The following is a 25,375-nucleotide window of genomic DNA, read 5'->3' as shown; positions in this document are numbered from 1 at the left end:
GATGCGGCCCGCCTTCTCCGGGCGATCGGCCGCTCCTGGTCTCTGTCAGTTCAGTCGCTTCTGGTTGGCCGTGTCGCGGTACCAGTCGAACGGCTGCTCGTGCGTCGCGACCATCACGCTCTTGGTGTTGAAATGGTCGTTGAAGCTCTCGGTGCCGCATTCGCGCCCGATGCCGGAATCATCCACGCCGCCCCAGGGCGAGGCCGGGTCGAGCCGGTGGTGATCGTTGATCCAGACGATGCCGGCCTTGACCGATGCGGCAACGCGATGCGCACGGGCGACGTCGCGGGTGCGGATCGCGGCGGCAAGGCCGAACGGCGAGTCGTTGGCAAGCCGAAGCGCATCGGCTTCGTCCTTGAACGGCGTCACCGAGGTGAACGGGCCGAACACTTCCTCCTGGAAGATGCGCATGTCGGATTTGACGTCGGCGAACACGGTCGGCTCGACGAAATAGCCGTTGTCGTGGCCCGGCACCTTCGCGGCAACGCCGCCGGTGACGAGACGCGCGCCGTCGGCGTGGCCATAGCCCACATAGCTGAGAACGCGGTCGCGCTGTTTGGCCGAGATCACCGGACCCATCTGGGTGGCGGGATCGAAGGGATCGCCGACGCGGATGGTGCGGGTCTTGGCCTGCAGCTTCTCGACGAACTCGTCGTAGATCGAGGCCTGGACGATATGGCGCGAGGCGCAGACGCAGGTCTGGCCTGCGCCGATGAACGCGCCGAACGCGGCATAGTTGACGGCGCGGTCGATGTCGAAATCGTCGAACACCATGACCGGCGTCTTGCCGCCGAGCTCCATGGTCTGATGCGCAAACACCTTTGCGGCGGCGCTGCCGGCGATGCGGCCGGCCTCGGTGCCGCCGGTCAGGACCAACTTGTTGATGTCGCCATGCTCGGCCAGCATCTTGCCGGCATTCTGGCCAAGGCCAAGCACGATATTGAAGACGCCGGGCGGCAGGCCCGCTTCGCTGAAGATCTGCGCGAGCTTCAAGGTCGTCAGCGGCGTGTATTCGGACGGCTTGACCACGGTGACGCATCCGGTCGCCAGCACCACGGCGAGCGACTTGCACAGGATCATCAGCGGGTGGTTGAACGGCGTGCAATTGGCGACGATGCCGATCGGGGTGCGGAGCGTGTAGTTCAGATACGCGCCTTCGACGGGGATCACGGAATCGCGGCGCGACAGCGCGACGCCGGCGAAGTAGCGGAAGAAGTCGGGCAGGCGGGAGAGCTGGGCGCGGGTCTCGTTGACCGGGCGGCCGTTGTTGAGCGTCTCCAGCCGGTACAGGCTGTCGAGATTGGCCTCGAACGCGTCGGCAAGCTTGTTGATCAGGCGGGCACGGGCACGCGTGTCCATGCCGCCCCATGCCTTGCCCTCGAACGCGGCGCGCGCGCTTTTCATGGCGCGGTCGATGTCCTCGGCGGTCGAGTTGGGAATCCGGGCGATCACGTCGCCGGTCGCGGGATTGCGGACGTCGAGCATCGCGCCGTTGCCGGCTTCGACTTCACGCCCATCGACAAAATTGCCGTGGATTTCAACGTCGATCGACGCGGGTTTTGACGGGATGTTCATGACGACCTCTCTTCCACGATGACGGCGTTACGCTTGAGCGCCGGCAGAACGCGTTTTTCGGTGGCCCCGATATGGGCCTTGATGATGCGCGCGGCGGTTCGCGTCTCGCGCTGTTGCATGGCGTTGATCAGGGCGACGTGCTCGGCAACGAGCTTCGCCGGATCGTGGCCCTTCAGGTTGGAAATGCTGACGCGGACCAGCCGATCGGCCTGGCCGATCAGGTCGCACAGCGCCGTCGCCATGCGGCGATTGCCGGAGGCATGCGCCAGCGCGGTGTGGAAGCCGCGATTGTAGGCGATGAAGTCTTCGTGGTTGCCCGAGAAGCGGCGGAACTCGTCGAGCGACTTCAGCACGCTGTCGGGCGCGCTTTCGATCGCTTCCGCGACGCAGGCCGGCTCCAGCGCAAGGCGGAAGCGCAGGAGGTCGCGGGCATCAGAGAGCGAGATCGGTGTGACGCGATAGCCCTGGCGCGGCTGCACCGTCACGAGGTGCTCGCGCTGCAACCGCAGAAGCGCGTCCCGGACCGGTTGCCGGCTCACTTCATAGCGTTCGGCGAGGTCCTGCTCGCGCATTTCATCGCCGGGAGCGAAACGACAAGCTAAAATATCAGATCGAAGCCGATCGTAGATATTCTCGCGCAAAAGCATCATATTTGTGGTCTCCTTGGCGTCAATATCTCAGTCGTGATATTTCACGTCAAGAGCCAAATGCTTGAATTCTTTGACAGTTGATTTATCAGTCAGGGCAGTTCAGGCCGCGTTGGCGGCCGAGGAAGTGAAGGAAAGACCGGATATGGACAGGCTTCTTGCCAACGGGACCGTCAACGCCGCGCAGTCGGGCGAGGGGCCGCCGTTGTTCCTTTTCCACTCGCTGTTGTCGGATCGCGCGAGTTTCGATGCGATCGTGCCGGAGTTGCAGAGGGCGTTCCGGACCATCGTGCCCGAGCTGCCGGGGTTCGGCCGCTCACGCGCCGTCGAAGGCGGGCTTGCTGATGTCGCGGACCGCATGGCGGAGGCGGTGCGCGATGCCGCGGGCGGCGCGCCCGCGATCGTGCTCGGCAATGGCTATGGCGGGTTCGTTGCGTTGCAGATGGCGATCCGCCATCCCGGGATCGCGAGCAGGCTCGTTCTCGCCGACAGCGGTGCAGCGTTCTCCGAGCCCGGCCGCGAGGCGTTTCGCAACATGGCGAAGGTGTCGCGCGACAAGGGATTGGAGGCCATCACCGACGTCGCCATGCGGCGCCTGTTCGCGCCCGAATTCCAGGAGCAGCATCCGGAGCTGATGCAGGATCGTCGTGCTGCGTTTCTGCGGACCGATCCCGATGTGTTTCGTGCCGCGTGCGATGCCCTGGCGAGCCTCGATCTCCGTGCTCAGCTTGCCACGGTGAAAGTCCCGGTGCTCGTTCTCGTCGGTGAGCACGACGAGGCGACGCCTCCGCCGATGTCGCATGAGCTCGCCGCCGGACTGCCGCGCGCCGAGCTCAAGATCATTCAGGGTTGCGCGCACGTGCCGCAGCTTCAGTCGCCGCGGCAGTTTCTCGGCGCACTCGAGGGTTTCCTGCTCTGACCGGCCTCGCCGAAGCCGGCCGTGTTCGAGCCGGCGATGGCTTCCGAACGGTTAATGACGCGGCCCGGCGTTAAGCCGACGTTCGGGCGTGCGCCTGTTTTGCCCGACGCGTCAAGCGTCCCCCGCGGAGGGGCGCATGCCGTGAGAGGACGGAATTCCTCAATGATTTGTACTGTGCATGGGGTTGTTTTCGCACTTTTTGTTTGAGCCTTCCCGGCCGCCCGCATTGCAGCAGACTCCCTAAGAGTTTCTACACACAGTTGTGGCAGCTTCCCACGCGTCAAGATCCGCAACCTGCATCGTCGCGTCTCATCGCGCGCACGAAAAGACGGAGCGGGCATCGAGGGGGCGTAAGCCATGACTGCACTTGCTTCGGACGCCGGTCGCGCCAGGAGCGGGATCGTGCCGATCCTGCTGTGCGTCGTGCCATTCAGCCAGATTCCGCTCGATGCCTATACGCCCGGCCTGCCGCAGATGGTGGTGGATCTCGCAACCGATTCCGCATCGATGCAGAACACCGTCACCGCCTACATGCTCGGCATGTCTCTGGCGCTGGTGCCGGTCGGCATCGCCTCCGACACGCTCGGCCGCCGCAACGTTCTGCTCGCGGGGCTGTCGGTGCTCATCGCGATGAGCATCGCCTGCGCGCTCGCCACCAGCGCCTCGCTGCTGCTCGCCTTGCGCTTCCTGCAGGGCATCGGCGGCTGCACCTGTCTCGTCGTCGCCTATGCGGTCGCTGCCGATTGCTTTCGCGGCCGTGAGCTCACCGCGATCTCGGGCCTGCTGGGCGCGGCCTGGGGGCTCGCACCGGTGCTGGCGCCGGCGGCCGGCGGTTTCATCGTCGAGCTGACGTCCTGGCGCGGTGTCTTCGTCATCATTGCCGTTGCCGCGGCCATCGTCGCTGCGATCGTCGTATTTCTCTTGCCAGAGACGTTGCCGGCTGAGCGCCGCGCGCCGTTCGATCCGCGCCGCACCGCAGGCATCCTGCGCGATGCGCTCGTGCGCCCGGGCTTCCTCGCCTTCGTGCTGGTCTTCGCCGCGGCGGCGAGCGCTCAGCTGGCGTTCGGCGTCGTCGCGCCGTTCTTCTACCAGACCGGCCTCGGCTACTCCGCTGCCATCTATGGCCTCGTCGCGCTCGGCCTCGGCGGCGTCAATCTCGCCGGCGAGCTTGGCTGTGCGCACTTCGCGCGCTTCATGCCGGCCCGCGTCATGGGCTTCGGCGCGTTCGCGCTGTTTCTTGCCGGTTCGGTCGTTCTGACCGCGACCGGCATGACCGTCGGTCTCGATTTCGTGTCGATCACGATCGGCGGCGCACTGGTGCTCGGCGGCTGCGGCGTGCTGTGCCCGATGATGTACGGCATGGGGCTCGGCCTGTTCGAACGCGACCACGGCCTGCTCGGCGGCCTCATCAGCGCGCTCTGTTATCTCGCGGTGAGCGGCGCCATGGCGATCGCGGCGGTGCTGCCCGAAGAGACACAGGCGCCGATCGGATTTCTCTATCTCGGCCTCTGCGCCATCGCAGGTCTACTGCTTGCGATCTCGCTGCCCGCGGCGCGCCAGGCCACACAGACCTAAGGAAGGAACAGGTTCATGACCACTGTTGGCATTCGCGGCACGTTCTTCGATTTCGTGGACGATCCCTGGAAGCACGTTGGCAACGAGCAGGCGGCTGCGCGTTTCCACGAGGACGGCCTGATGATCGTCACCGACGGCGTCATCAAGGCGTTCGGTCCCCATGACAGGATCGCCGCTGCGCATCCGGGCGTCGCGGTCACCCACATCAAGGACCGCATCATCGTCCCCGGCTTCATCGACGGCCACATCCATCTGCCGCAGACGCGCGTGCTCGGTGCTTACGGCGAGCAGTTGCTGCCGTGGCTCCAGAAGTGGGTCTATCCGGAAGAGCTCAAATACCGCGATCGCAACTACGCGCGCGAGGGCGTGAAGCGCTTCCTCGACGCGCTGCTGGCGTCCGGCACCACGACGTGCCAGGCCTTCACCAGCTCCTCGCCGGTCTCGACCGAAGAGCTGTTCGAGGAGGCGGCCCGCCGCAACATGCGCGTCATCGCGGGCCTCACCGGCATCGATCGCAACGCGCCGGCCGATTTCGTCGATACGCCCGAGAATTTCTACCGCGACAGCAAGCGGCTGATCGCGCAGTACCACAACAAGGGCCGCAACCTCTACGCCATCACGCCGCGTTTCGCCTTCGGCGCCTCGCCGGAGCTGCTGAAAGCGTGCCAGCGCCTCAAGCACGAGCATCCGGACTGCTGGGTCAACACCCACATCTCCGAGAACCCGGCCGAATGCAGCGGCGTGCTGGTCGAGCATCCCGACTGCCAGGACTATCTCGGCGTCTACGAGAAGTTCGACCTGGTCGGGCCGAAATTCTCCGGCGGCCACGGCGTCTATCTCTCGAACAACGAGTTCCGCCGCATGTCCAAGAAGGGCGCCGCGGTGGTGTTCTGCCCATGCTCGAATTTGTTCCTCGGCAGCGGCCTGTTCCGCCTCGGCCGCGCCACCGATCCCGAGCATCGCGTCAAGATGTCATTCGGTACCGACGTCGGCGGCGGCAACCGCTTCTCGATGATCTCCGTGCTCGATGACGCCTACAAGGTCGGCATGTGCAACAACACGCTGCTCGACGGCAGCATCGATCCCACGCGCAAGGACCTTGCGGAGGCCGAGCGCAACAAGCTCTCGCCCTATCGCGGCTTCTGGTCGATCACGCTCGGTGGCGCCGAAGGTCTCTACATCGACGACAAGCTCGGCAATTTCGAGCCCGGCAAGGAAGCCGATTTCGTCGCGCTCGACCCGAACGGCGGCCAGATCGCGCAATCGTGGCATCAGTCGCTGATCGCCGACGGCGCCGGCCCGCGCACGATGGACGAGGCCGCGAGCATGTTGTTCGCCGTCATGATGGTCGGCGACGACCGCTGCGTCGACGAGACCTGGGTCATGGGCAAGCGTCTCTACAAGAAGAGCTGAGACGGCTGCCGATGAGCGCATCTCCCGACACGGCCAGCCAGCCCGTCGCTCTCGTCATCCAGCGCCGCATCGCGGACGACGGCTTTGCCGCGTTCGCGCGCTGGAACGGCGAGGTCGGCGAGGTGCTCAAGACGTGGCCCGGCTTTCTCAGCCAGGAGGTGGTGCCGCCGCAGCCGCCGGCGCATGTGGACTGGGTGACGATTGTGCGGTTCGCCAGTCCGGCCGCGGCGCGCGCCTGGCTCCAGAGCGAGGTGCGGGCGAAGCTGATTGCGGAAGTGCAGCGTCACTTCGTCGGTTCGGAGGATGTCCATATCCTGCCCGACACCGGCGTTCAGCGCGACAGTGCGGTCTCCGCCGTCATCTCGTTCAGGGTGCCTGAGGGGCTCGAGGATGCGTTCCTGAAATGGCAGCAGCGCATCCAGGCGGCGGAGGCGGAGTTCAAGGGATTTTTGCGTCACAAGATCGAGCGGCCGATTCCCGGCCTGCACGACGAGTGGATCATCATCCTGTCGTTCGACAGCGATGCCAATCTCAATGCCTGGCTCGACTCGCCGCTGCGGCAGACCCTTCTGAAGGAGGGCGAGCGCTTCAACGCCGGCATGAACGTGAAGCGGGCAAGCTACGGCTTCAATTTCTGGTTCCCCACCGGCAAGACGCCGGCGCCGGAGCAAGGTCCGGGCCTGATCTGGAAGAGCAACCTGATCGTTCTCCTGGTGCTCTATCCCGTGGTCTATCTCTGGGGCTATTTCATCAGCAGGCCGCTGATCGACAGTCACGGCGTGCCGGTCTGGTTGTCGCTCTTTATCGGCAATCTCGTCAGCACCCAGTTGCTCGGCTGGTGGCTGGTGCCGGCCGCCTTCAGGGCGCTCGACTGGTGGGTGGCGCCGAAGGCGGCGATCAGCCGCCAGATCGCGGGCTATGCGCTGCTTGCCGTGCTCTACGCGGCATCGATGGGCCTGTACGCGCTGCTGCTCGCGTGGCATTGGGGACGGTGAGACCGTCCAGGGTGTTGTCGCGAAGAGGGCGGTCGCAGGACCATCAACGACCATGTTCGCCCTGACATTTCTCGGGACCTCGGCAAGCGTTCCCTCCGCGGAACGCAACCATCCGGCCCTTCTGGTGGAAGCGGCTGGCCAACGCATGCTGGTCGATTGCGGCGAGGGCACGCAGCGCCAGCTGCTGCGCAGCGGCGCCGGCTTCCGGCGGCTCGACCGCATTCTGCTCACGCACGCGCATCTCGATCATGTGCTCGGTATTCCCGGCCTTTTCTCAACGCTGGGCCTGCGGCAAACCTCCGACGCGATGACCATTCATGGCGGGGAAGGCACGCTCGACCTTGTCATCCGCATGCTCGCGGGCCTCTGGGGTGCGGGGAGGGCGCCGATCCCGGTGGAGTTCGCAGCCCTGACCGAAGGGCCGGTGATCGACGCCGGCGACTTCACCGTCGACTGCTTTCGGGTGCGCCACCGCGACACCGACAGCTTTGCCTTCTCGTTCAGGAGTCCCGCACGCCGCCATCTTCGGCCCGATCGCCTGGCTGCACTCGGCGTTCCCGATGGTCCCTTGCGCGGCGAGTTGGCGGCGGGACGACCGATCGCGATCGAAGGCGGTCAAACGATCGATCCGGAGGACGTGCTGGGCCCGCCGAGCGGCGGCAAGAAGCTCGTCGTGATCGGCGACACCGAAACCACTGATGGGCTGTCACAACACGTTGCCGATGCCGACCTGCTGGTGATCGAGGCGACGTTTCTCGATCGTGACGCGACGACCGCGCGAAGCTACGGCCATCTCACGGCGGCAGAGGCGGCGTCCTTCGCTGCCGCGAACAATGTCGGGCAGCTCGTGCTGACCCACATGTCGGGACGCTACGAAGACGCGGAGATCCTGACCGAAGCGACGAGGATCTTTCCGAACTGCCGGATCGCGGCCGACTTCGACCGCATCGTCATCTAGGCGCCGCGGCACTTGTCTCTATAGACCGGCCGCAACACCGAGGCGGCCGATGCCCGGCAGCTTGATGGCGGGACGCCTGATGTCGAGCCCAAGCACGGCACCGAAGATGTTGATCTCGAGACCTTCGACCCAGCCGAGCGTGAGGCCGAGATAGCCGGAGAGCGAGGCATAGACGCCGGAGCGGGAGGCGGTCAGCCCGATCCATCGCCCGGAATAGGGATAGTCCTTGCCGATCGCGGTCGGTGGCAGGACGGCGCGAAGCTCGGGCACGGCATCGAGGGCGGCTTGCACGAAGGTGTTCGAATTCGGCCCAGGCCAGGCGCTGTAATCGCCGTAGGTTCGGAACTTGTAGGTCTCGATGACGGACCGGATCCTGGGAATGAGCAGCTCGGCCTGCGGTCCGTCGACCGCTACAACCGTTTCAGGAAGGGCGCCAAACCATCGTCCATCGGGAGCAAACCCGTTGCTCCGGATCGGTTCGCCCCACGCCGTGTAGTCGTATCGGCTGTAGCTGCTGGCGTCCTTTTCCTTGACGACGATCCAGGTGTGCACAGCAAAGATGCTTCGCCACCGCACGGTTCGCGCCGCATAGACGCGGATCAGGGCGTCGGGATGGGAGGGCGCCGGAGGCAGCAAGCCCGCGCTGGAGCGGTCCGCCGTCTGCCAGTTGCCGCGGCCGTCGCCGGCCCAAGTGTAGCGGGCCGCCGATATTCCGATCGGCACGAACAGGAGCAGGAGAAAAATGAGCACGGTTTTTCGCAAGGGCAGGTCGGGTTTGGGAAGGAAGCCCTGACGATATAGGTCTCGGGCGGTCTTCCACAATGACGCTCAGCTCGTCAGCCCCGACTTGATCGCGAGATCCTGCACGAGGGTCGTCAGTCGCGTCAGCCGCGGCAGCGCCTGGTCGCGGAAGGTTGCCATGTCCATCCGCATCGCATCGACGGTGACGCTCAATCCCCCGATCACGAGACCCTGACCATCGAAGATCGGCGTTGCCAGCGTGCGCAGGCCGTAGGCGTTCTCGCCGTCGGAGACGGCATGGCCCTTCTTCTTCACCTGATCGAGCCGCGCGAGCAGGGCATCGAGATCGGTGAGCGTGCGCTCCGACAGCTTGACGCGGGGGCGCGCATCGAGCCGCGCGATCTGCTCGTCCCGCGCCAGATGCGCCAGCATGACGTGGCCGAGCGCCGCGCTGTAGGCCGGAATGCGCGTGCCCGGCCGGCGATCCATCTTGTGGCGGTCGAGGCCGGCCCCAACGCGCGCGAGATAGACCACGTCGCCGCCGTCGAGAATGCCGAGCGAGGCGGCGTCGCCCACGTCAGGCACGAGGTCGCGCAGCAGCGGCTCGACGATGGTCCGCAAGGACCCGTGCGACAGCACGGTGTAGCCGAGGTCGAGACAGGCGATGCCGAGGCGGAACCGGCGGCTCTGCGGAACCGCCTGGAGATAGCCGAGCTCGACCAGGGTCTGGATCAGCCGGAACGCGGTGCCGCGGTCCAGGTCGGCCCGTGCGGCAATCTCACTCAGGGTCAGCTCGAAAGCCTCGCTGGTGAAGCTCTTGAGCACGGCGAATGCCTTGCCGACGGAAGCGACATAGTTCTTTGGATTATTCTTTGGATTTCCCGGGCTAGCGTCCGGTTTGCGCTTCGCCGTCTTCCGCTCGACCTTGGCCATGCCCGAATGCCCTGCCATGACAGCCATCGCCCTTGACGCTGGGACCGGCTGATTTTACGACAGTGTCAGTAAATAACAAATGTTCGCATTCCGAACAACATCGTTCTGCCGATCGGAGGAAGTTTTGTCGACATCATCGCTCCATCCCCATGGCGTGTTCTCCGCCGCGCTGACCCCGCTCGACGCCGAGCTCGCGCCCGATCACGCCCGCTTCGTGGAGCATTGCCGCTATCTCCTCGACGAAGGCTGCGACGGCATCGCGCTGCTCGGCACCACCGGCGAGGCCAATTCCTTTTCGCTGGCGGAGCGTACCGCGCTGCTCGAAGCGGTGGTCGCCGCGGGCATTTCGCCGCAGCGGCTTCTGCCGGGCACCGGCGTCGCCGCGCTCACCGAGACCATCGCGCTGACGCGTCATGCGCTCTCGCTCGGTGTCGAGACCGTGGTGATGCTGCCGCCGTTCTACTACAAGAACGTCAGCGATGACGGCATCTATGCGTCCTACAGCGAAGTGGTGCAGCGCATCGGCGATAAGCGCCTGAAAGTCGTGCTCTATCACTACCCGCAGATGTCCGCGCAGCCGATCTCGCACGCGCTGATCGAGCGGCTGCGCAAGGCCTATCCGGCGACGTTCACCGGCATCAAGGATTCGTCCGGTGACTTCGCCAACATGACCGCGATGGTGGAGCGCTTCCCCGGCTTCGCAGTCTTGGGCGGCGCCGATCCGTTGATGCTGCCGCTGCTGCGCAAGGGCGGCGCGGGCTGCATCACCGCGACATCCAACGTCGTGGCGCGCAGCCTGGCCTATGTCTTCAAGCACTTTGGCGACAGCGATGACGATCCGGCGCTCAAGGCGGCGCAGGCGCGCATCGTGAAAGCTCGCGAACTGGTGTCGCGCTTCCCGCAGATGGCCTCGCTGAAGGCGCTCGCGGCCGATCGCACCAAACATGCCGGATGGCAGCGGCTGCGGCCGCCGCTGGAGTCCCTGCCGCCGGACCAGCTGAAAGAGCTGCTCGCGAACGCCGCGGCGTTCGCTGCCGCCTTCTAGGCCGCACCGCGAGGCGATCTGATGTCCGACTCCTTCCAGGACGCATTGGCCGGGCTCGCCGCGATCGTCGGCGACAAGCACGTCATTGCGTCCGGAGCCGACCAGGAGCCTTACGTGGTGGACTGGCGCGGCCGTTATCGCGGCCAGGCGGTCGCGGTGGTGAAGCCCGGCTCGACCGCCGAGGTCGCCGCCGTCGTGAAGCTCTGCGCCGCAAGACGGCTCGCCATCGTGCCGCAGGGCGGCAACACCGGCATGTGCGGAGCCGCGACGCCGGACGATCGTGCGGGCAATGTCGTGATCCGGCTCGATCGCATGCGGGCGGTGCGCGATGTCAGCCCGCTCGCCAACACCATCACGGTGGAAGCGGGCTGCATCCTTGCCGAGGTGCAGAACGCGGCCCGCGACGTCGACCGCTACTTTCCCTTAAGCCTCGGTGCGGAAGGCTCCTGCCAGATCGGCGGCAACATCTCGACCAACGCCGGCGGCACCGCCGTGCTGCGCTATGGCCCGACGCGCGATCTCGTGCTCGGGCTGGAGGTGGTGCTGCCCGACGGGCGGGTCTTCAACGGCCTGCGCGCGCTGCGCAAGGACAATACGGGCTATGCGCTCAAGCAGCTCTTCATCGGTGCGGAGGGCACGCTCGGCATCGTCACCGCGGCGGTGCTGAAACTGTTCGCGCCGCCGCGTAGCTCGGCGCTGGCGCTCTTGAAGCTGCAAGGCGTCGAGCAGGCGCTCGAGATCATGCAGCGTCTGCGCGGCGCGGTCGGCGACCGGCTCGGCAGCCTCGAGATCATGTCGCGTTCGCAGATCGAGGCGATCGCGGCGACGGTGCCGCACGTGACCGTTCCCTTCGAGCTGACGACACCGTGGTATCTGATCGTCGAGCTGACCGACACGCTCGCAGGCGTCGACCTCAACGAGCCGTTGGCCGAGGTGCTGGCGGACGCGATGGAGGCGGGGCTCGCGGAGGACGTCATCCTGGCCTCGAACCTGACGCAGGCCAAGGCAATCTGGGCCGTCAGGCACAGCGTGTCGGAAGGCAACAAGCGCAGCGGCTACGTCGTGTCGCATGACAGCGTGGTCCCGCTGGAGCGTCAGGCGGCCTTCGTCAGCAATGTCGAGGCGCGGATCAAGGCTGCCGTGCCGCATGCGAATGTCGTGATGCACGGCCATATCGGCGACGGCAACATCCATGTCGTCGCCCTGATCGACCGGGTGCATTGCCAGGATCCGGATGCGACGGCGAAGCTGGTCGCACAAATCAACGAGATCGTCGACGACGAGACCGCGGCGCAGGGTGGAGCGATCAGCGCGGAGCACGGCATCGGCATCACCAATCGCGGCCGGCTCGCCCGCGTCGCCGATCCGCTCGACATCGCGCTGATGCGCGACATCAAGCGCCTGCTCGATCCGCATGGCCTGATGAATCCCGGCAAGATCTTTGGCACGGGGGCCGCCTGACGATGACGAGCGTCCGTCTGCTTGCCGACGATCTCACCGGCGCGCTCGACACCGCGGCGGAGTTCGTCGGCCTGTGTGGACCGTTCGACGTTACCTGGCCGGACGCGTCGGCACCAAGGGGCTCCGGGAGCCTCGCGATCGATAGCGGCACCCGTGAACGGTCGAAGGCCGACAGCATCGAGATCGTCGGACGGCTGGCGCCGCAGCTCCAGGGCGCGACCATCGCCTACAAGAAGGTCGACAGTCTCTTGCGCGGGGCGTGGGCCGCCGAGCTCGGCGCCTGCCTGCGCAGCGGCCCCTGGGCGTCCTGCGTGGTCGCACCCGCTTTCGACTATCAGGGACGCCGCACCGCAGGCGGCCAGCAATTCGCGCGCACGGTGCAAGGCGAGTGGCATCGCGTCGGGGACAATCTCCTGGCGCAATTGCAGGAAGAAGGCATCGCTGCGCGGCAGGGGCAGGCCGAGACGCTGTCTCAGGGCGGCGTCCAGGTGTTCGATGCCGAGAGCGACATCGATCTCGACCGCGTCGTCGAGATGGGACGGCGCATGCCCGGTCCCGTGCTGTGGTGCGGCAGCGGCGGACTGGCCGGCGCGCTCGCGCGCAGCCATCGTGCCGATGCGCCGGGCCAGTTGAAGCTGCCGGTGCTGGGGCTGTTCGGCTCCGACCAGCCCGCCACCGCGTCGCAGCTCGCCGCCTGCGGCGAAGCGACGATCGCGCTTGCGGAAGGTGAGGGTGCGATGCGCGTCCAGCGCAAGCTCGGCGACGATCATGTCGCGATGGTCAAGTTCTCGCTCGCCGAAGGACTGGCGCGCACGGAGGCGGCGCGGCGGATCGCGCACGAGATGACGGCGCTGATCGCGGCGCTCGAGCCGCCGGGCACGCTGATCGTCGCCGGCGGCGAGACCTTGAAGGCGGCCTGCGTTGCCCTGGGTGCACATGCGCTCCAGGTGACAGGACGCATCGTGCCGGGACTGCCGCGCTCGATCCTGCAAGGGGGCCGCTGGGCCGGCGTCGATGTCGTTTCCAAGTCCGGAGCGTTCGGCAACAGCGAGCTGTGGCGCGACCTGCTCCGAGACAATCATCTGCTCAAAATGGAGAGTCCGATATGACCTCTCGTCACCTTGCCATCACCATGGGCGACCCGGCCGGGATCGGGCCGGAGATCATCGTCAAGGCCTGTGTCGGGTTGAAGGACCGGATCGCGGCCGGCGATCTGCGCCTGCTCGTCATCGGCAGCGGCGCGGCGCTGCAGGGCGCGAAAGCGGCGCTCGGCGCCGACGTCGCGATCCCGGAGGTGACGGCCGATGATCGCGATTGGCCGAACCTCTGTTACCTGCAAGCCGACGCCGAGGGCGATCCGATCAAGCCCGGCGTGCTCAGCGCCGATGGCGGCCGCTTCGCCTACAAGGCGATCGAGCAGGGCGTCCGTCTGACGCAGGCCGGCCGCACCGCTGCGATCGTCACGGCGCCGCTGAACAAGGAAGCGCTCAACAAGGCCGGCTATCATTTCCCCGGTCATACCGAAATGCTGGCGCATCTCACCGGCGTTCGCGGCTCGGTGATGCTGCTCGCCCACGGCAACATGCGCGTCAGCCATGTCTCGACCCATGTCGCGCTGGAGGACGTGCCGAAGCGTCTGACACCGGAGCGGCTGCGGATGGTGATCGATCTCACCAACGACGCGTTGCTCCGTCTCGGCATCGCCAAGCCCAAGATCGCGATCGCCGCGCTCAATCCGCATGCGGGCGAGGGCGGCCTGTTCGGCCGGCAGGATATCGACGTATCGGCGCCGACGATTGCGAAAGCCGTTGCCGATGGTCTCGACGTCGTCGGGCCGGTACCGGGCGACACCATCTTCGTCAAGCTGCGTGCCGGTCAGTACGATGCCGCGGTCGCGATGTATCACGACCAGGGGCACATCCCCGTCAAGCTGCTCGGCTTCCAGGTCGATCCCGCGACCGGCCGCTGGCAGGAGCTGTCCGGCGTCAACATCACGCTGGGCCTGCCGATCATCCGCACCTCGGTCGATCACGGCACCGCCTTCGACATTGCCGGCAAGGGCATCGCCAACGAGCACAGCCTGATCGAGGCCATCGACTATGCCGAACGGCTGTCGGCCGGCGCCTCCGCATCCAAATCATGAGATCGAACGCACGATGACCAACGCCTTCACGCCCATCGAAATCCAACGTCCGACCATCCTGGAGTTCGGCAACGGCACCATCATCGCCGCGGCGCGCTTCGCCGAGCGGATCGGCGCCCGGCGGCCGCTGGTGATCTCCGATCCCTTCAATGCGCGCCGCGCCGACACGCTGGCGCTGCCGGGCGCGGTCAAGGTGTTCGGCGAGGTCAAGCCCGAGCCGGATCTGCCGAACCTCGAGAAGGCGGTGGCGATGGCGAAGGAGGCCAAGCCCGACCTCGTCGTCGGCTTCGGCGGCGGCAGTGCGATGGATCTCGCCAAGCTGGTCGCGGTGATGTGCACGAGTGAGGTGCCCTTTGCCGACATCGTCGGGCCGGAGAAGGTGGCCGGCCGCAGCGTTGCGCTGATGCAGATCCCGACCACCTCGGGCACCGGCAGCGAGGCCGGCACCCGCGCGCTCGTCACCGATCCCGTCAGTCAGAACAAGCAGGCGGTGCAGAGCCGCTACATGCTGGCCGACATCGCCATCGTCGATCCCGACCTGACCATGACCGTGCCGAAGGAGGTCACCGCGGCGACCGGCGTCGATGCGCTGGCGCATTGCGTCGAGGCCTATACCAGCCGCAAGGCGCATCCGACGATCGACCTCTACGCGCTCGAGGGCGCGCGGCTGGTCGGACGTTACCTCAAGCGCGCGGTGGCCGATGGCGGCGACCGCGAGGCGCGCGCCGGCCTGTCGCTGGCCTCGCTCTATGGCGGCTATTGCCTCGGACCGGTGAACACCACGGCCGGTCATGCCGTGGCCTATCCGCTCGGCACGCGCCATCACGTCGCGCACGGCCTCGCCTGTGCGGTGATCTTCCCGCACACGCTGGCCTTCAACATGCCCGCCGTGGAGGAGAAGACCGTCGCGGTGCTGGCGGCGCTCGGGTTGCCGGAGCGCAACGATGCGAAGCTCGCATTCGACGCGACCTACGCCTTCTGCAGGGATCTCGGCATCGAGATGCGGCTCTCCGCGCTCGGCGTGCCCAGGAACGATCTCGGCGTGATGGCCGACGAGGCACACGCCATTCGCCGCCTGCTCGACAACAACCCGCGCGATCTCGGCCGGGATGCGATCCTGAACATGTACGAGGTCGCGTTCTAGCGATCTCCGCCATGTGCGGCAGCCAATCAACAACACGATAACAGTAGAGGAAACTTCGATGAGATCGATGTGGCTTGTTCTTGCCTCGGTGATGCTGCTGGCGACGTCGCCGGCGAAGGCGCAGGACGGCTATCCGTCCAAGCAGGTGACGGTGATCGTTCCCTTTGCCGCCGGCGGCACCGCGGACATCTTTGCGCGCATGGTGTCGAACCATCTGCAGGTGAAGCTGGGCAAGCCGTTCGTGGTCGAGAATGTCGGCGGCGCCGGCTCGATCCTCGGCGTGACCCGTCTGGCGAAGTCGGCGCCCGACGGCATCACGCTCGGCGTTGCCAGCACCTCCGCGCTCGCGATCAACCCGTCGCTCTATGGCCCGAAGCTCAGCTACCAGCCGGACAAGGATCTGGTGCCGGTCGCCCAGATCAGCGTCGTGCCCAACGTTCTCGTCGTCAACCCCAACAAGATCAAGGCGCGTACCGTGCCGGATCTGATCGCCTATCTGAAGGCGAACCCCGACAAGGTCTCGTTCGGCTCGGCCGGCGTCGGTACCTCGCAGCATCTCGCCGGTGAGCTGTTCCAGCAGATGACCGGCACCAAGATGGTGCACGTGCCCTACAAGGGGTCCAGCCAGATGCTGACGGACCTGCTCAGCGGCCAGATCGATCTCGCCTTCGACAACGTGCCGCTGCTGCTGCCGCAGGTGAAGACCGGCGCGCTGGCGATGCTGGCGACGGCAACGCCGAAGCGGGCCGACTTCGATCCGCAAGTCCCGGCGGTGGCCGAATTCCTGCCGGGCTTCGAGGCCGTCGCCTGGCACGGCTTCTTCGTGCCTGCGGGCACGCCGAAGCCGATCGTCGAGAAGCTCTCGGCCGAAATCCGTGCCTTCATGCAGCAGCCGGAGACGGTCCAGAAGATGGCCGAGCTCGGTGCCGCCGCGGTCGCGGTGGATTCCGAGCCGTTCGCGGCCTACATCGCCTCCGAGACCGCCCGCTGGAAGAAGGTGATCGAGGCGGCGAACATCAAGCTGGAGTAAGTGGATGCGGGCCGGATCGCGACCTGGTGCTCCGGCGCGGTCCGGCCTCTCACGCGCAATGCCCGTTCACACCGCGGGATCCTGGAACGTGCAGGTGACGCCGACCGGGCCGTCTTTAGTCTCCTGCCGCAGCTCCGGGCGTGACACAATGACGGTGCGCTCGGGATCGGCGAAGCTCTCTCGCATCTCGATCATGAGCGCGTTGTCTCCGAGCGTCATCATGCGGCCCGATCCGACCGCTCCATCCGCAGCGCGGGCCACGCAGTACCTGAAGTTCACAGGGTCGTAGTCCGGAAGCGGAAACAGATCGCGGCTCTTCGGATCCGTCGGCCGCTCCATCACCCATTCCACGGATGACCCGAGCGGCTCGATCTCGCCGGATGGTGGCGGGGAGAGAAACGAGCGGAATTCGCCGGTGCTCTGGTTCTTGATGAAATAAAGAACGTCTCCGCTGACCTGGACCGCAAGACCGGCGAGGATCTTGTGGCCCGTCTCCATGGCCAAATTGTCGATCAGCGTGATCGCCTGCGGCTCCGGCGACGTTTCCGACTTGCCGGGCACTTCGTCCGGCTTCGTATTGTGCCACCAGTCCCACCACGCGAAGTGCTTGGGCTTGCGATTGGGCCAGTGGCCGGTGCCGATCTGAGGCAGGGAGATATTCGGCAGCACGCCGTTGCGGCCGTCCAGTCCCACCCACAGCAGCGATTTTGGATCGTCCGAGTGCGTGCCGAGGGCCGACGCGGATGGCCGGCGCACGTCCGGCACATTCCATCCGGCTGCCGCAAAGACGATCTGCTGGGGCCAGGGCGTGGAAATGAGCGCCCCGGACCAGTTCAGCATCGATTGAAGCGGTCCCCCGGTGGACGGGGGATCGATGTCGGCGAAGACCGGCTGCTTTGCCGCAAAAGGCGCCGAGACGAGCTCTGTCCAGAACGCCAACAGCTCCGGCTCCGTGTCGGCATCCGGCTTTTGCGGGATGCCGTAGCGATCGAGCTCGGCGGGGGACGCATGGAGCAGGTCGAAGCCGGCAGGCACGACCTCGTAGAGGCCGCATTGATCAGTCACGGGCATATTTCTCTCCCGTGGAGCTGCCGTTGCCTTTCGCGTCTTCGAAGACGCCGGTGTTCTCCCACTCGGCCTTGGCATTGTCGACGAGCTTCGTGAACTTCGGCAGGTAATCCCGGTCCAGAAGGATCTTGTCGCGGATCGCGCCTGCGAGCTTCACGCCTGCCTTGGTATCGGAGGGATAGTGAAGACCGGCGATTTCGCGATTCCGCGAAATCCGGTCGGCGAGGGCGCCGAGCGTCTTTCCGACCGTTGTCCGGCCCGCGAGACCCGGAGCCGGATCGGCGAAGCCGAGATCTTTCGGCATGACCTCGGTCAGAAGCGCCGCGAAGACGTGGGACTGCGTGGCGTGTCCGCTCGGGTAGGACGCGTGTCCGCCGTGCTGGATCGGCGACATGAAACCGGGCACCACCTGCGTGGGCCGCGGGCGATTGAAATGCGCCTTGTAGTGCATCGCGATCAGCGCGGTGAGCGCGTCGGCGACGATCAGCATGCGCGACGTCGCCGGATGTGTCGTCGCCGTCGCGGACACGAGATGCAGGAACTTGCTGATGAACTCGTCGGCCTCGGTGACGATTTCGTCCATGGCCGGCGCGCGTTCGTTGACGGCCATGTTCCTCAATATGCTGATGTCGGTCTCGAGCGCGCCCGCCCATGGGGTCGGACCCTTGCCGAGCAGGGCAAATCCGCCGAGCCGCTTGAGCCAGTCTGCCCGGCTGGCGAGATCGGACATCACGACCCACGAATACCACCGTGTCGACCACAGGCGCATGCCGAAGCCGGTGGCATCGAACCTGGCGCCCTTGATGTCGCGTTCGCTGACGAACGGGCGGTCGACGCGGTCGGCGAACATGGCGCCGCCGCCCGATCCGCTGGCGCCGCCGTATCCGCCATAACCCCCGTATCCGCCATAGCCCCCGTAGCCGCCATAACCGCCGTAACCGCCATATCCTCCGTATCCGCCCGCCATATGAGCCTCCTCTGTCAGGACTTGTTGCTGTTGCCGTGGGTGGTTCCGTTTCGAACTGTCGAGGCCAGCCGCGAGAGCGCCGCTTCGATGCGCGCCAGCGCCGGCTTCGGCCATGGCGACCTCGCGATCCATTTCATGTCGAGCTCGCCGGCCGTCATGAGTGGCTCTGCAAAACTCTTCGCGTCGTCGAGACGCCCGCTTTCCACGAGCGCTGCGACCAGGATGCGCAGGTTCACTTGGTTGCTGGGCAGCAGCGTCGCGACCCGGCCTGCGTTCTCGATGGCCGCGCTCAGGTCGTTCATGGCAAAATGAGCCTGGGCGGACACCATCTCGGCGAACCAGGCGTGCCTGTCTCGCGGTGACAGGCGCAGATTGATCGCGGCATCGCTGAGCGCGTCCTCGTAGCGCTCGCAGCGAACATGCACGGCGGCACGATATGCGAACGCGATCGCGAGATTCGGGGTGATCTCGATCGCGCGATCGAGTTGCCTGAGGGCGCCGGGATGGTCGTGCTTGCATTGCGACAGCGTGTAGCCGCCGACGGCATTGGCGAGCGGATCGGCCGAGTTGCGCTCCAGCGCCCGCTCGGCCAGCGCCCGGGCGGTGTCGAGCTCGTTCGGCGCGTTCGCGGACCACCCGCGGGCCACGCGCTGCATGTGCCAAATGGCGCTGTAGGACAAAGGCGGCGCCCAATCCGGGCTGAGGATGTGCGCGCGCTCGAAGTTGGTTCGAGCCGTGACGAATGTCGTGTAGTCGGGACTGAACATCTGGTCGTAGCCGACAAGGGACAGCTGATAGGCATCGAGATCGTCCGGCCTCTTTTGCATTGCGCGATGTAGCTCCCGGTCGCGAACTTGGGGCGCCAGCGAGCGGATGACCTCGACGGCGATGCGGTCCTGCAGGTCGAACACGTCGGCGACGGTTCCGCTGAGGCGATCGGCACGAACGACTTCCACCGTCTCGGCGGCAACGAGCTCGGTCGAGATCCGGATCTGGTCGCCGGCCCGCTGGATGCTTCCGTGCAGCAGATATTGCGCATTCAGATCGCGGCCGATGGCACGCAAATCCGGTGTCTGCGACAACGAGATCATGGTCGAGCCGCGCGAGATCACGAACAGCTCCTTCAGGCTCGACAGGGCCTGGACGACGCTGTCGACGATCCCGATCGTGAATTGAGGCTCCAGCGTCGGCGACAGCGCACGGAAGGGGAGAACGGCGACTGACGGCCGGCTGGCGGCGAATCCGGCCAGTCCGAGTGCGGGCGCTACCGCGGGAGCCGCGACCGGCCGCGTGACGATTTCAGGTTGCTGCTGGCGCAGGCCGGCGATCAGGTCCTGCGTGAGCTTGTGGGGCTCGATGTCGTAGGTATCCTCGAGCTGGCGCCAGAGTCGCGCGTAGATCGCGAGCGCAGCACCGATGCTTCCGGACGCGATGTGGCTCCTGATGAGAACGCGAACGGCCCGCTCGTTCTCGGAATCCAGCCGGTAGATGGCCTTGGCCGCAGCCTCGGCGATGGCGGTGATGTCGGTTTGGCCTTCGTCGGGCAGCAGCCGCGTCAACGCATCGATCAGCCGCTCGTGGATCAGCGGCCGCGTCTCCGCAAGCCAGTCCGAGAACGCGGGATCGACATTCTCCAGATCGTCCAGGATGCCGTCGGTGAGGCGCTCGTGTGCGAGCAGGGTGGGATGGACGATGCCGCGCTCGGCATCCGCGACGATCTCCGTCAGGTCACATGCCACATGCTCGATATCGAGTGCGACGTGCATCTGGTCGGCATGGAAATGCGGACAACCGTGCGTCTTCAGCTCGCGCTGGATCTGGCTCAGCGATTGACGCAGTGAGCCCTTGGCGAGCGGGTCTTCCTTCTCGCTCCAGAGCAGGCCGACCAGTTTTGTCCTCGGCAACTGGCGCGCGGAGGAGAGCATCATGTAGCCGAGAAGCGCCTGCGCTTTTCGGCCGAGCCCGATCTCGTGCCCGCTCACGGATGCGGAAAATGCTCCGATGATATTCAGGCGCAAGCGGCCAGTTTCGCTCTCGCTTGCCGCCTTGTCGCCGCCAACGCCCGACATCTCGTCCCATCCTCCGTCGACATCGTCGACGACAATGCAGGAGGGCAGGTCCCGGGAGCTGTGGCTTGGTGAGATGTAGATGTTTGGTTCGCGTTGTGCGCGAAGCCAACGACTCGTGAGCTCAGGAATACAGCCCGCCGGATCTGGTGCAATGCAGAAATCGTACATCTTGGGCTGTCATACGGTCAAGGGTTGCCGCGCGATCGAAATGCGACCTTGCGGGCGAAATGAAAATCGCGCCTCACTTGGAGCGGACGAGCGTGAAATGAGCGTGAATGGCGAGTCTTTGCGCGTCTGCACCAAGCGCGCGATGCGGCCGCACGCCCTCGGCAACTCACGCGGGTGCGCGATCGGACTTCTTCGCCGGCCGGCACAACGGGCGCCGATGTCTCTGACCGGTATCGTGTGGTGGCAGGTCGCGGTGTTCGCCGCGACATCTTGCGCAGTCTCGTCCGATTCACGGGTCTTTCACGTTCGGATTCGCTTCGCCCGCCAATGTCGCGCTTGCGACCGAAGGATCGCGCAACTTGGCTAGGGAGAGATGCGTCATGACTGTCCTGCTGAGAGACACCTTCAAGGCCTGGATCGACCGCGCACCGGGCGTGCCGCCCCGCCTGATCATGATTGGGGACGTGCGGGTCCCGAACAATGGCTCGCTGGCCCGGCTGACCAGGCGCTCACCTCAGGGGATCAATCCAAAGATCCTGATCCTCGATGTCAACGCGCAGCAGCCGGCCGGCACGGCGCAGGAGGAGATGACCACGGTCCCGCTGCGCTACGAGGAGAGCCCGCCGCAGGACGAATATGGTCAGGTCATGATCGCGCATAGCCGGGGCGAAATCGTCGTCCGCATCGGCCGCACGCACTAGCGCACCCCCGCGAACGGACCCGCAATGCGGTCCCACAACCGGGCTGACGAGCCATCCACCGGAGCGCTTGCCAGCCCAGATGCGAGCAGGTAGAACGCTGCCACGCCTGAGCCGTGATTTGCGCCAAACGCGCTTCCGGCCACAGTCGAGCAAATCAGTAAGATATTGAATTTGTTCGACTATTCCGTTGGGGAATGGTGTAACGGTAGCACAACAGACTCTGACTCTGTTTGTCTTGGTTCGAATCCAGGTTCCCCAGCCATCTCCGGGCGCTCTCCCTTAGCGAATTGTCGGCTCAGCCGGCCACGTCGCGCCGGTGTAAGCCCGGTCAGCTCCGGGCCGACTTCTTCTTCGCGGCCGTCTTCTTCTTTGCAGGGGTCTTCTTCCTTTTTCCGTCCTCGATGGTGAAGGGGCGCGCGGCCATGAAGGCCGGGTTGCTGGCGCCCACCAGCGAGAGTTTGGGCGATTGATCCGGCGGCATCTTGGCGCCGATCGCGGTGTGGAAGCGGCGGTAGGATCCCTTGAATGTCCCGCCGTTCCAGACCGTCTTCAGTGTCCCCGTGAACAGGCCGTTGAACGTGCCGTCCTGTGAGAGCTGGTTGTCCTGGCAGCCGGAGATCAGCAGCACCGAGGCCTTGACGTTGCCGAGCGCCTCGGAGAGGTCGCGCCGCTTCAGGATCGGATCATAGGTCTTCCTGTTGCTCTGATAGACGCGCAGCGCCACCTCGTCGGGCATGGCGCGATACTGCGTGCCGGGGAGGGCGCGCGCCCTGGCCTGATAGTGCAGCGCCTTGCTCACGCTGCCGCTATGGCAGCTGTCGGAGAGCAGCAGGATGCGCACGCCGGCTGCGAACGCACCCCATGATGAATAGAGTTCGTCGTCGACGAGCTCGCCGTCGTAGAGGCACCAGGTTTCGTCCTTGCCATCGGGCTCGTCGCCGTTGAGATCCGGCAACTGGCCGCCGTGTCCCGAATAGGTCAGGAAGAACAGATCGCCCGACTTGAGGAACTTGGCCGCATGCGCGATGCCGCCGAGAACCGCGGCACGCGTCGCCCTGCGAGTCAAAAGCTTGGTCGGCGCGAAGCTGCGGGTATGGGCGAGGTCGGCCATGTCGTTGGCGTCGGCTTCGCAGGCGTTGAGGGGGCCGCTCCAGCCTTCGTAATGCTGCGGATCGACCGAGTTCAGTCCGATATGCAGGGAAATGCCTGTCGCCATGACCGATTTCTCCAAGGGCTTGATCGCTCGTTAGTCGATGCGTGCTATCGCTTCCTTCTGGTCGTCTTCTTTCCTGCCGGCGCGCGCTTGCGGCCGGCCTTGCGCGGTGTGGTGGACGATGCTTTCGCGCCGCCTTGCGCGGCGGGGTCGGCGCCCCGCGCATTGCCCCATGGCACCGGCGCGCTGCAGCGGATTTTGGCCCCGACCAGATTGGGCGTCTGGTTGTAGCGCATCCGCTTCAGCTTGGCCGTGACGAGGTCGTTCAGCGTGTTGAAGGAGGGATTTTCGCCCCTGGCTCTCAGCTCGCGCAGCGTGCCGGCCATGGAGTAGGTGTAGACGCCGTACGACGTCACGCCGTCGCGGTATTCGTAGGAGAGCTGCTGCTCCTGACAGGCCTCGAGCAGGATCGGCATGTAGGGCCCGAAATGATCTAGCTCCTTGCGCGTCTTGTCGTAGTCCTTGTCCGGCTTGGTTCGCAGCATCATGGCGCGCCCCAGCCGTTGCGTCGCCCCGTTCTGTCCGAGGAAATCGGCGCCGTTCTTCCTGTCCTTCAGGCTCCTGTTCAGCGGCGTGAAATCGCGCGGCACCCACATCCGCTCTTTCGCGTCCCATTTCAGCGCGCGATGCCTGATGTCGTCGGGAGGGCTGAGGCCCCGCACACGGGGGCCGCCGTCGCGCGTCAGCCCGCCCGAATGGCAGCAATCGAACATCGCCACGAAATAGCTGTCATAGGGCAGCTGCGAGTACAGCTCGGCGAACTGGCGATCCAGGATCGCGTGGGCCGGCGACCAGTCGAAATCATAGGGAACGAGACATTCGTCGACGTGATCCGGCTCGCCCTGGATGTTGTAGCGCGGAATCTGGGCGCCGTGGCCCGAGTAGAACAGCATGCGCTCGTCACCGTCGCGAACGCCGTCGAGCAGCCAATGCAGGCGGTCCATGATTCCCTGCGTCGTCGCGCGGTCGTTGAGGACGATGCGGATGTCCTCCGGCTCGAACCCGCTCTCCTGGAGCACCGAGCTCATGAGGAAGACGTCGTTGACGCAGCCTTCGAGCCGGCTGGCCGGATCGGGGTAATCGTTGATGCCGATCAGCAAGGCGCGGCGGCCGGGCTTGACGGCGAGGCTCGCCATCTCGCGCGCCGCGCTCACGATCGCGCGCGGCACGGGCGCAGGCGCTGCGTCATGCCACACGGTCGCAACCGTACTCGTGTGCGACAGGTACCAGGTCGCATCGTGATTGAGCACGTCGTTGGGAACGTCGAAGGCCACCGTGACCTGCTGATAATTGTCGGCCCGGACATCGAGCGGACAGGTCAGCACATGGTCACTGGGATTGAAGAGGTGAAACCATTTCCGGCAGGCCAGCGGCTTGATGCGGCCGGCAAACACGTCGCGCACCGCCGGATTGCCGATCTGCGATCCGAAGCTGACGAAGATCGCGTCCTTGATCGCATCCGCCTCGTGCAGGAAGGCGTCGTAGCAGATCAGCGAGCCGAGGCTGTGGGCGAGGACCATGTCGTAGGTCCTGGCCTCGAGCTTGTCGAGAATGGCGCGGCGCAGATCGTTGCGCAGTTCCTCGTCGGTGGACCATTGGGCGACCATGCCCGCGGTCCATTTGATGACGGCAGGGATGTCGCCGATGCCGCGTGCACCGGGCAGCAGGTCGCCGATGCCATGAACGACCGCGCTGGCGAGCAGCTTGGCCGAGGCGGCGGCGTAGGTGAGGGGATTGAGCGGCGCTCTGTCGAACAGCTCGTCGTAGAGAACAAAGTCGATGGTGAGCTGAACGTCCGGATCGACCGATCCGATGGCGTGCGTGATCGTCTTGGACCAGGACTCCTGAAATCCGGAGTCGATCTCCGCGTGACCGACGCCGTGGACGCAAAGCAAGGAAAGGCGGCCGCTCATGGAAACTGCCTTCTGCCGAATACAATTTGAAATAGCCGCAATGCAGACCTAAACGCTGGGGATGATGTCCCCGAGTTGCGACCGCAGGATGTGAAGCAGCTCACGAAATGCTCGCGACAGTTTGCCTCACCTCGCAGGCGTCCCGGGACGTCGGCTCGGCGGGCGCCGCATCGTCCTTCGGGCTCATGTCACTCAAGGAGATCCGTGATGCCCTATGTCGATGGTTTCGTGCTGGCCGTGCCGAAGGACAAGATCGAGGCCTACAAGGCCCTGGCGAAAACCGCCTGCGCGGTCTGGATGGAGCACGGCGCGCTCGACTACGTCGAATGCATCGGCGACGATGTTCCCTTTGGCGAGCTGACCTCGTTCCCGCGCGCGGTCATCGCGAAAGAGGATGAAGTCGTGGTGTTCTCCTGGATCGTCTACCGCGACCGCGAGACCCGGGATGCCGTCAACAAGAAGGTGATGGCGGACCTGCGGCTCAAGGGCGCCGACATGCCCTTCGACGGCAAGCGCATGATCTATGGCGGCTTCACCACGCTGCTGAGGGCGAGCGACGTGGCTGGTTGAAAGCACGCTTCGCAGGGTGGATTAGCGCAGCGTAATCCACCTCTTTGCCCTCGCGGAGAGGACAGTGGTGGATTACGCCTTCGGCGAATCCACCCTACGCTTTCATGCCTGCCGGGTTGTTTTTCCA

22 protein-coding genes and 1 tRNA gene are annotated in these 25,375 nt (G+C 65.6%); 14 read left to right on the top strand and 9 right to left on the bottom strand.

Going from position 1 to position 25,375, the window contains the following annotated elements; genetic code table 11:
- Positions 1-45: 45 nt before the first annotated feature.
- Together JQ617_RS20120 and JQ617_RS20115 are read right to left on the bottom strand one after the other, a co-directional pair.
- Positions 46-1,575 carry an aldehyde dehydrogenase gene (locus JQ617_RS20120; RefSeq protein WP_212027809.1) on the bottom strand — a complete coding sequence of 510 codons (1,530 nt, stop codon included), beginning with the start codon at positions 1,573-1,575 and terminating at the stop codon, positions 46-48.
- On the bottom strand, positions 1,572-2,222 hold the full coding sequence (locus JQ617_RS20115) for a GntR family transcriptional regulator (RefSeq protein ID WP_212027896.1): 651 nt from the start codon (positions 2,220-2,222) through the stop codon (positions 1,572-1,574). Before JQ617_RS20115 ends, JQ617_RS20120 begins: the two co-directional genes overlap by 4 nt.
- Before the next feature lie 145 nt (positions 2,223-2,367).
- Here JQ617_RS20115 and JQ617_RS20110 point away from each other — a divergent pair, with 145 nt between their 5' ends.
- The 5 genes from JQ617_RS20110 (at position 2,368) to rnz (ending at position 8,082) form a co-directional block, all read left to right on the top strand.
- Positions 2,368-3,141, top strand: a complete 774-nt coding sequence (locus JQ617_RS20110) for an alpha/beta fold hydrolase (RefSeq protein WP_212027808.1) — start codon at positions 2,368-2,370, stop codon at positions 3,139-3,141.
- Positions 3,142-3,498: 357 nt separating this feature from the next.
- On the top strand, positions 3,499-4,716 hold the full coding sequence (locus JQ617_RS20105) for a multidrug effflux MFS transporter (RefSeq protein WP_212027807.1): 1,218 nt from the start codon (positions 3,499-3,501) through the stop codon (positions 4,714-4,716).
- A 15-nt stretch (positions 4,717-4,731) separates the two neighbouring features.
- The gene (gene guaD / locus JQ617_RS20100; RefSeq protein ID WP_212027806.1) at positions 4,732-6,129 is read left to right on the top strand and encodes a guanine deaminase; all 1,398 of its coding nucleotides are present in this window, start codon (positions 4,732-4,734) and stop codon (positions 6,127-6,129) included.
- A gap of 11 nt (positions 6,130-6,140) precedes the next feature.
- Entirely contained in the window at positions 6,141-7,124 is a 984-nt protein-coding gene (locus JQ617_RS20095; RefSeq protein ID WP_212027805.1) for an antibiotic biosynthesis monooxygenase, read from the top strand.
- A 52-nt stretch (positions 7,125-7,176) separates the two neighbouring features.
- Entirely contained in the window at positions 7,177-8,082 is a 906-nt protein-coding gene (gene rnz / locus JQ617_RS20090; protein WP_212027804.1) for a ribonuclease Z, read from the top strand.
- Positions 8,083-8,100: 18 nt separating this feature from the next.
- Here the strand turns inward: rnz and JQ617_RS20085 are convergent, their stop codons facing one another.
- Together JQ617_RS20085 and JQ617_RS20080 are read right to left on the bottom strand one after the other, a co-directional pair.
- Positions 8,101-8,832, bottom strand: coding sequence for a DUF3750 domain-containing protein (locus JQ617_RS20085; protein ID WP_212027803.1), 732 nt, complete (start codon positions 8,830-8,832; stop codon positions 8,101-8,103).
- Between the two features lie 78 nt (positions 8,833-8,910).
- The gene (locus tag JQ617_RS20080) at positions 8,911-9,774 is read right to left on the bottom strand and encodes an IclR family transcriptional regulator (protein ID WP_249157266.1); all 864 of its coding nucleotides are present in this window, start codon (positions 9,772-9,774) and stop codon (positions 8,911-8,913) included.
- 106 nt (positions 9,775-9,880) lie between these two features.
- On the opposite strand from JQ617_RS20080, the gene JQ617_RS20075 reads away from it, so the two are divergent.
- Genes JQ617_RS20075 through JQ617_RS20050 form a run of 6 tightly spaced genes read left to right on the top strand, consistent with a single transcriptional unit; the run spans position 9,881 to position 16,579 of the window.
- Complete coding sequence (locus JQ617_RS20075; protein WP_212027802.1) at positions 9,881-10,801, top strand: dihydrodipicolinate synthase family protein; 921 nt, start codon at positions 9,881-9,883, stop codon at positions 10,799-10,801.
- A gap of 21 nt (positions 10,802-10,822) precedes the next feature.
- Positions 10,823-12,262, top strand: coding sequence for an FAD-binding oxidoreductase (locus tag JQ617_RS20070; RefSeq protein ID WP_212027801.1), 1,440 nt, complete (start codon positions 10,823-10,825; stop codon positions 12,260-12,262).
- A gap of 2 nt (positions 12,263-12,264) precedes the next feature.
- On the top strand, positions 12,265-13,371 hold the full coding sequence (locus JQ617_RS20065; protein ID WP_212027800.1) for a four-carbon acid sugar kinase family protein: 1,107 nt from the start codon (positions 12,265-12,267) through the stop codon (positions 13,369-13,371).
- A complete protein-coding gene (pdxA, locus tag JQ617_RS20060) occupies positions 13,368-14,405 on the top strand; it encodes a 4-hydroxythreonine-4-phosphate dehydrogenase PdxA (RefSeq protein WP_063684502.1) in 1,038 nt (345 codons plus the stop codon). Before JQ617_RS20065 ends, pdxA begins: the two co-directional genes overlap by 4 nt.
- A 13-nt stretch (positions 14,406-14,418) precedes the next feature.
- Positions 14,419-15,549 carry an iron-containing alcohol dehydrogenase gene (locus JQ617_RS20055; RefSeq protein WP_249157264.1) on the top strand — a complete coding sequence of 377 codons (1,131 nt, stop codon included), beginning with the start codon at positions 14,419-14,421 and terminating at the stop codon, positions 15,547-15,549.
- Positions 15,550-15,607: 58 nt separating this feature from the next.
- On the top strand, positions 15,608-16,579 hold the full coding sequence (locus JQ617_RS20050; RefSeq protein ID WP_212027798.1) for a Bug family tripartite tricarboxylate transporter substrate binding protein: 972 nt from the start codon (positions 15,608-15,610) through the stop codon (positions 16,577-16,579).
- Between the two features lie 66 nt (positions 16,580-16,645).
- Here the strand turns inward: JQ617_RS20050 and JQ617_RS20045 are convergent, their stop codons facing one another.
- The 3 genes from JQ617_RS20045 to JQ617_RS20035 are packed head-to-tail and all read right to left on the bottom strand — an operon-like array spanning position 16,646 to position 20,683.
- Positions 16,646-17,650 (bottom strand): G1 family glutamic endopeptidase, encoded by a 1,005-nt coding sequence (locus tag JQ617_RS20045; protein WP_212027797.1) that lies wholly within the window; start codon positions 17,648-17,650, stop codon positions 16,646-16,648.
- Positions 17,637-18,614 (bottom strand): phosphatase PAP2 family protein, encoded by a 978-nt coding sequence (locus tag JQ617_RS20040; protein ID WP_212027796.1) that lies wholly within the window; start codon positions 18,612-18,614, stop codon positions 17,637-17,639. The genes JQ617_RS20045 and JQ617_RS20040 overlap by 14 nt, the downstream gene beginning before the upstream one ends.
- Positions 18,615-18,628: 14 nt before the next feature.
- A complete protein-coding gene (locus JQ617_RS20035) occupies positions 18,629-20,683 on the bottom strand; it encodes a BTAD domain-containing putative transcriptional regulator (RefSeq protein WP_212027795.1) in 2,055 nt (684 codons plus the stop codon).
- A gap of 548 nt (positions 20,684-21,231) precedes the next feature.
- On the opposite strand from JQ617_RS20035, the gene JQ617_RS20030 reads away from it, so the two are divergent.
- Together JQ617_RS20030 and JQ617_RS20025 are read left to right on the top strand one after the other, a co-directional pair.
- Positions 21,232-21,552 (top strand): hypothetical protein, encoded by a 321-nt coding sequence (locus JQ617_RS20030; protein WP_212027794.1) that lies wholly within the window; start codon positions 21,232-21,234, stop codon positions 21,550-21,552.
- A gap of 188 nt (positions 21,553-21,740) precedes the next feature.
- Positions 21,741-21,814 (top strand) — tRNA-Gln (locus tag JQ617_RS20025).
- A 66-nt stretch (positions 21,815-21,880) separates the two neighbouring features.
- On the opposite strand, the gene JQ617_RS20020 is transcribed toward JQ617_RS20025, so the two are convergent.
- Together JQ617_RS20020 and JQ617_RS20015 are read right to left on the bottom strand one after the other, a co-directional pair.
- Positions 21,881-22,768 (bottom strand): caspase family protein, encoded by an 888-nt coding sequence (locus JQ617_RS20020; protein ID WP_212027793.1) that lies wholly within the window; start codon positions 22,766-22,768, stop codon positions 21,881-21,883.
- A 44-nt stretch (positions 22,769-22,812) separates the two neighbouring features.
- The gene (locus JQ617_RS20015; protein ID WP_212027792.1) at positions 22,813-24,678 is read right to left on the bottom strand and encodes a caspase family protein; all 1,866 of its coding nucleotides are present in this window, start codon (positions 24,676-24,678) and stop codon (positions 22,813-22,815) included.
- A 207-nt stretch (positions 24,679-24,885) separates the two neighbouring features.
- Here JQ617_RS20015 and JQ617_RS20010 point away from each other — a divergent pair, with 207 nt between their 5' ends.
- Complete coding sequence (locus tag JQ617_RS20010) at positions 24,886-25,248, top strand: DUF1428 domain-containing protein (protein ID WP_212027791.1); 363 nt, start codon at positions 24,886-24,888, stop codon at positions 25,246-25,248.
- Positions 25,249-25,375 lie beyond the last annotated feature (127 nt).

Source organism: Bradyrhizobium sp. KB893862 SZCCT0404 (genome assembly GCF_018130885.1).
GTDB classification, from domain to species: domain Bacteria; phylum Pseudomonadota; class Alphaproteobacteria; order Rhizobiales; family Xanthobacteraceae; genus Bradyrhizobium; species Bradyrhizobium stylosanthis.
Note: the sequence above shows the minus strand (reverse complement) of the source record. Positions and strands in the feature narration are given on the sequence as shown.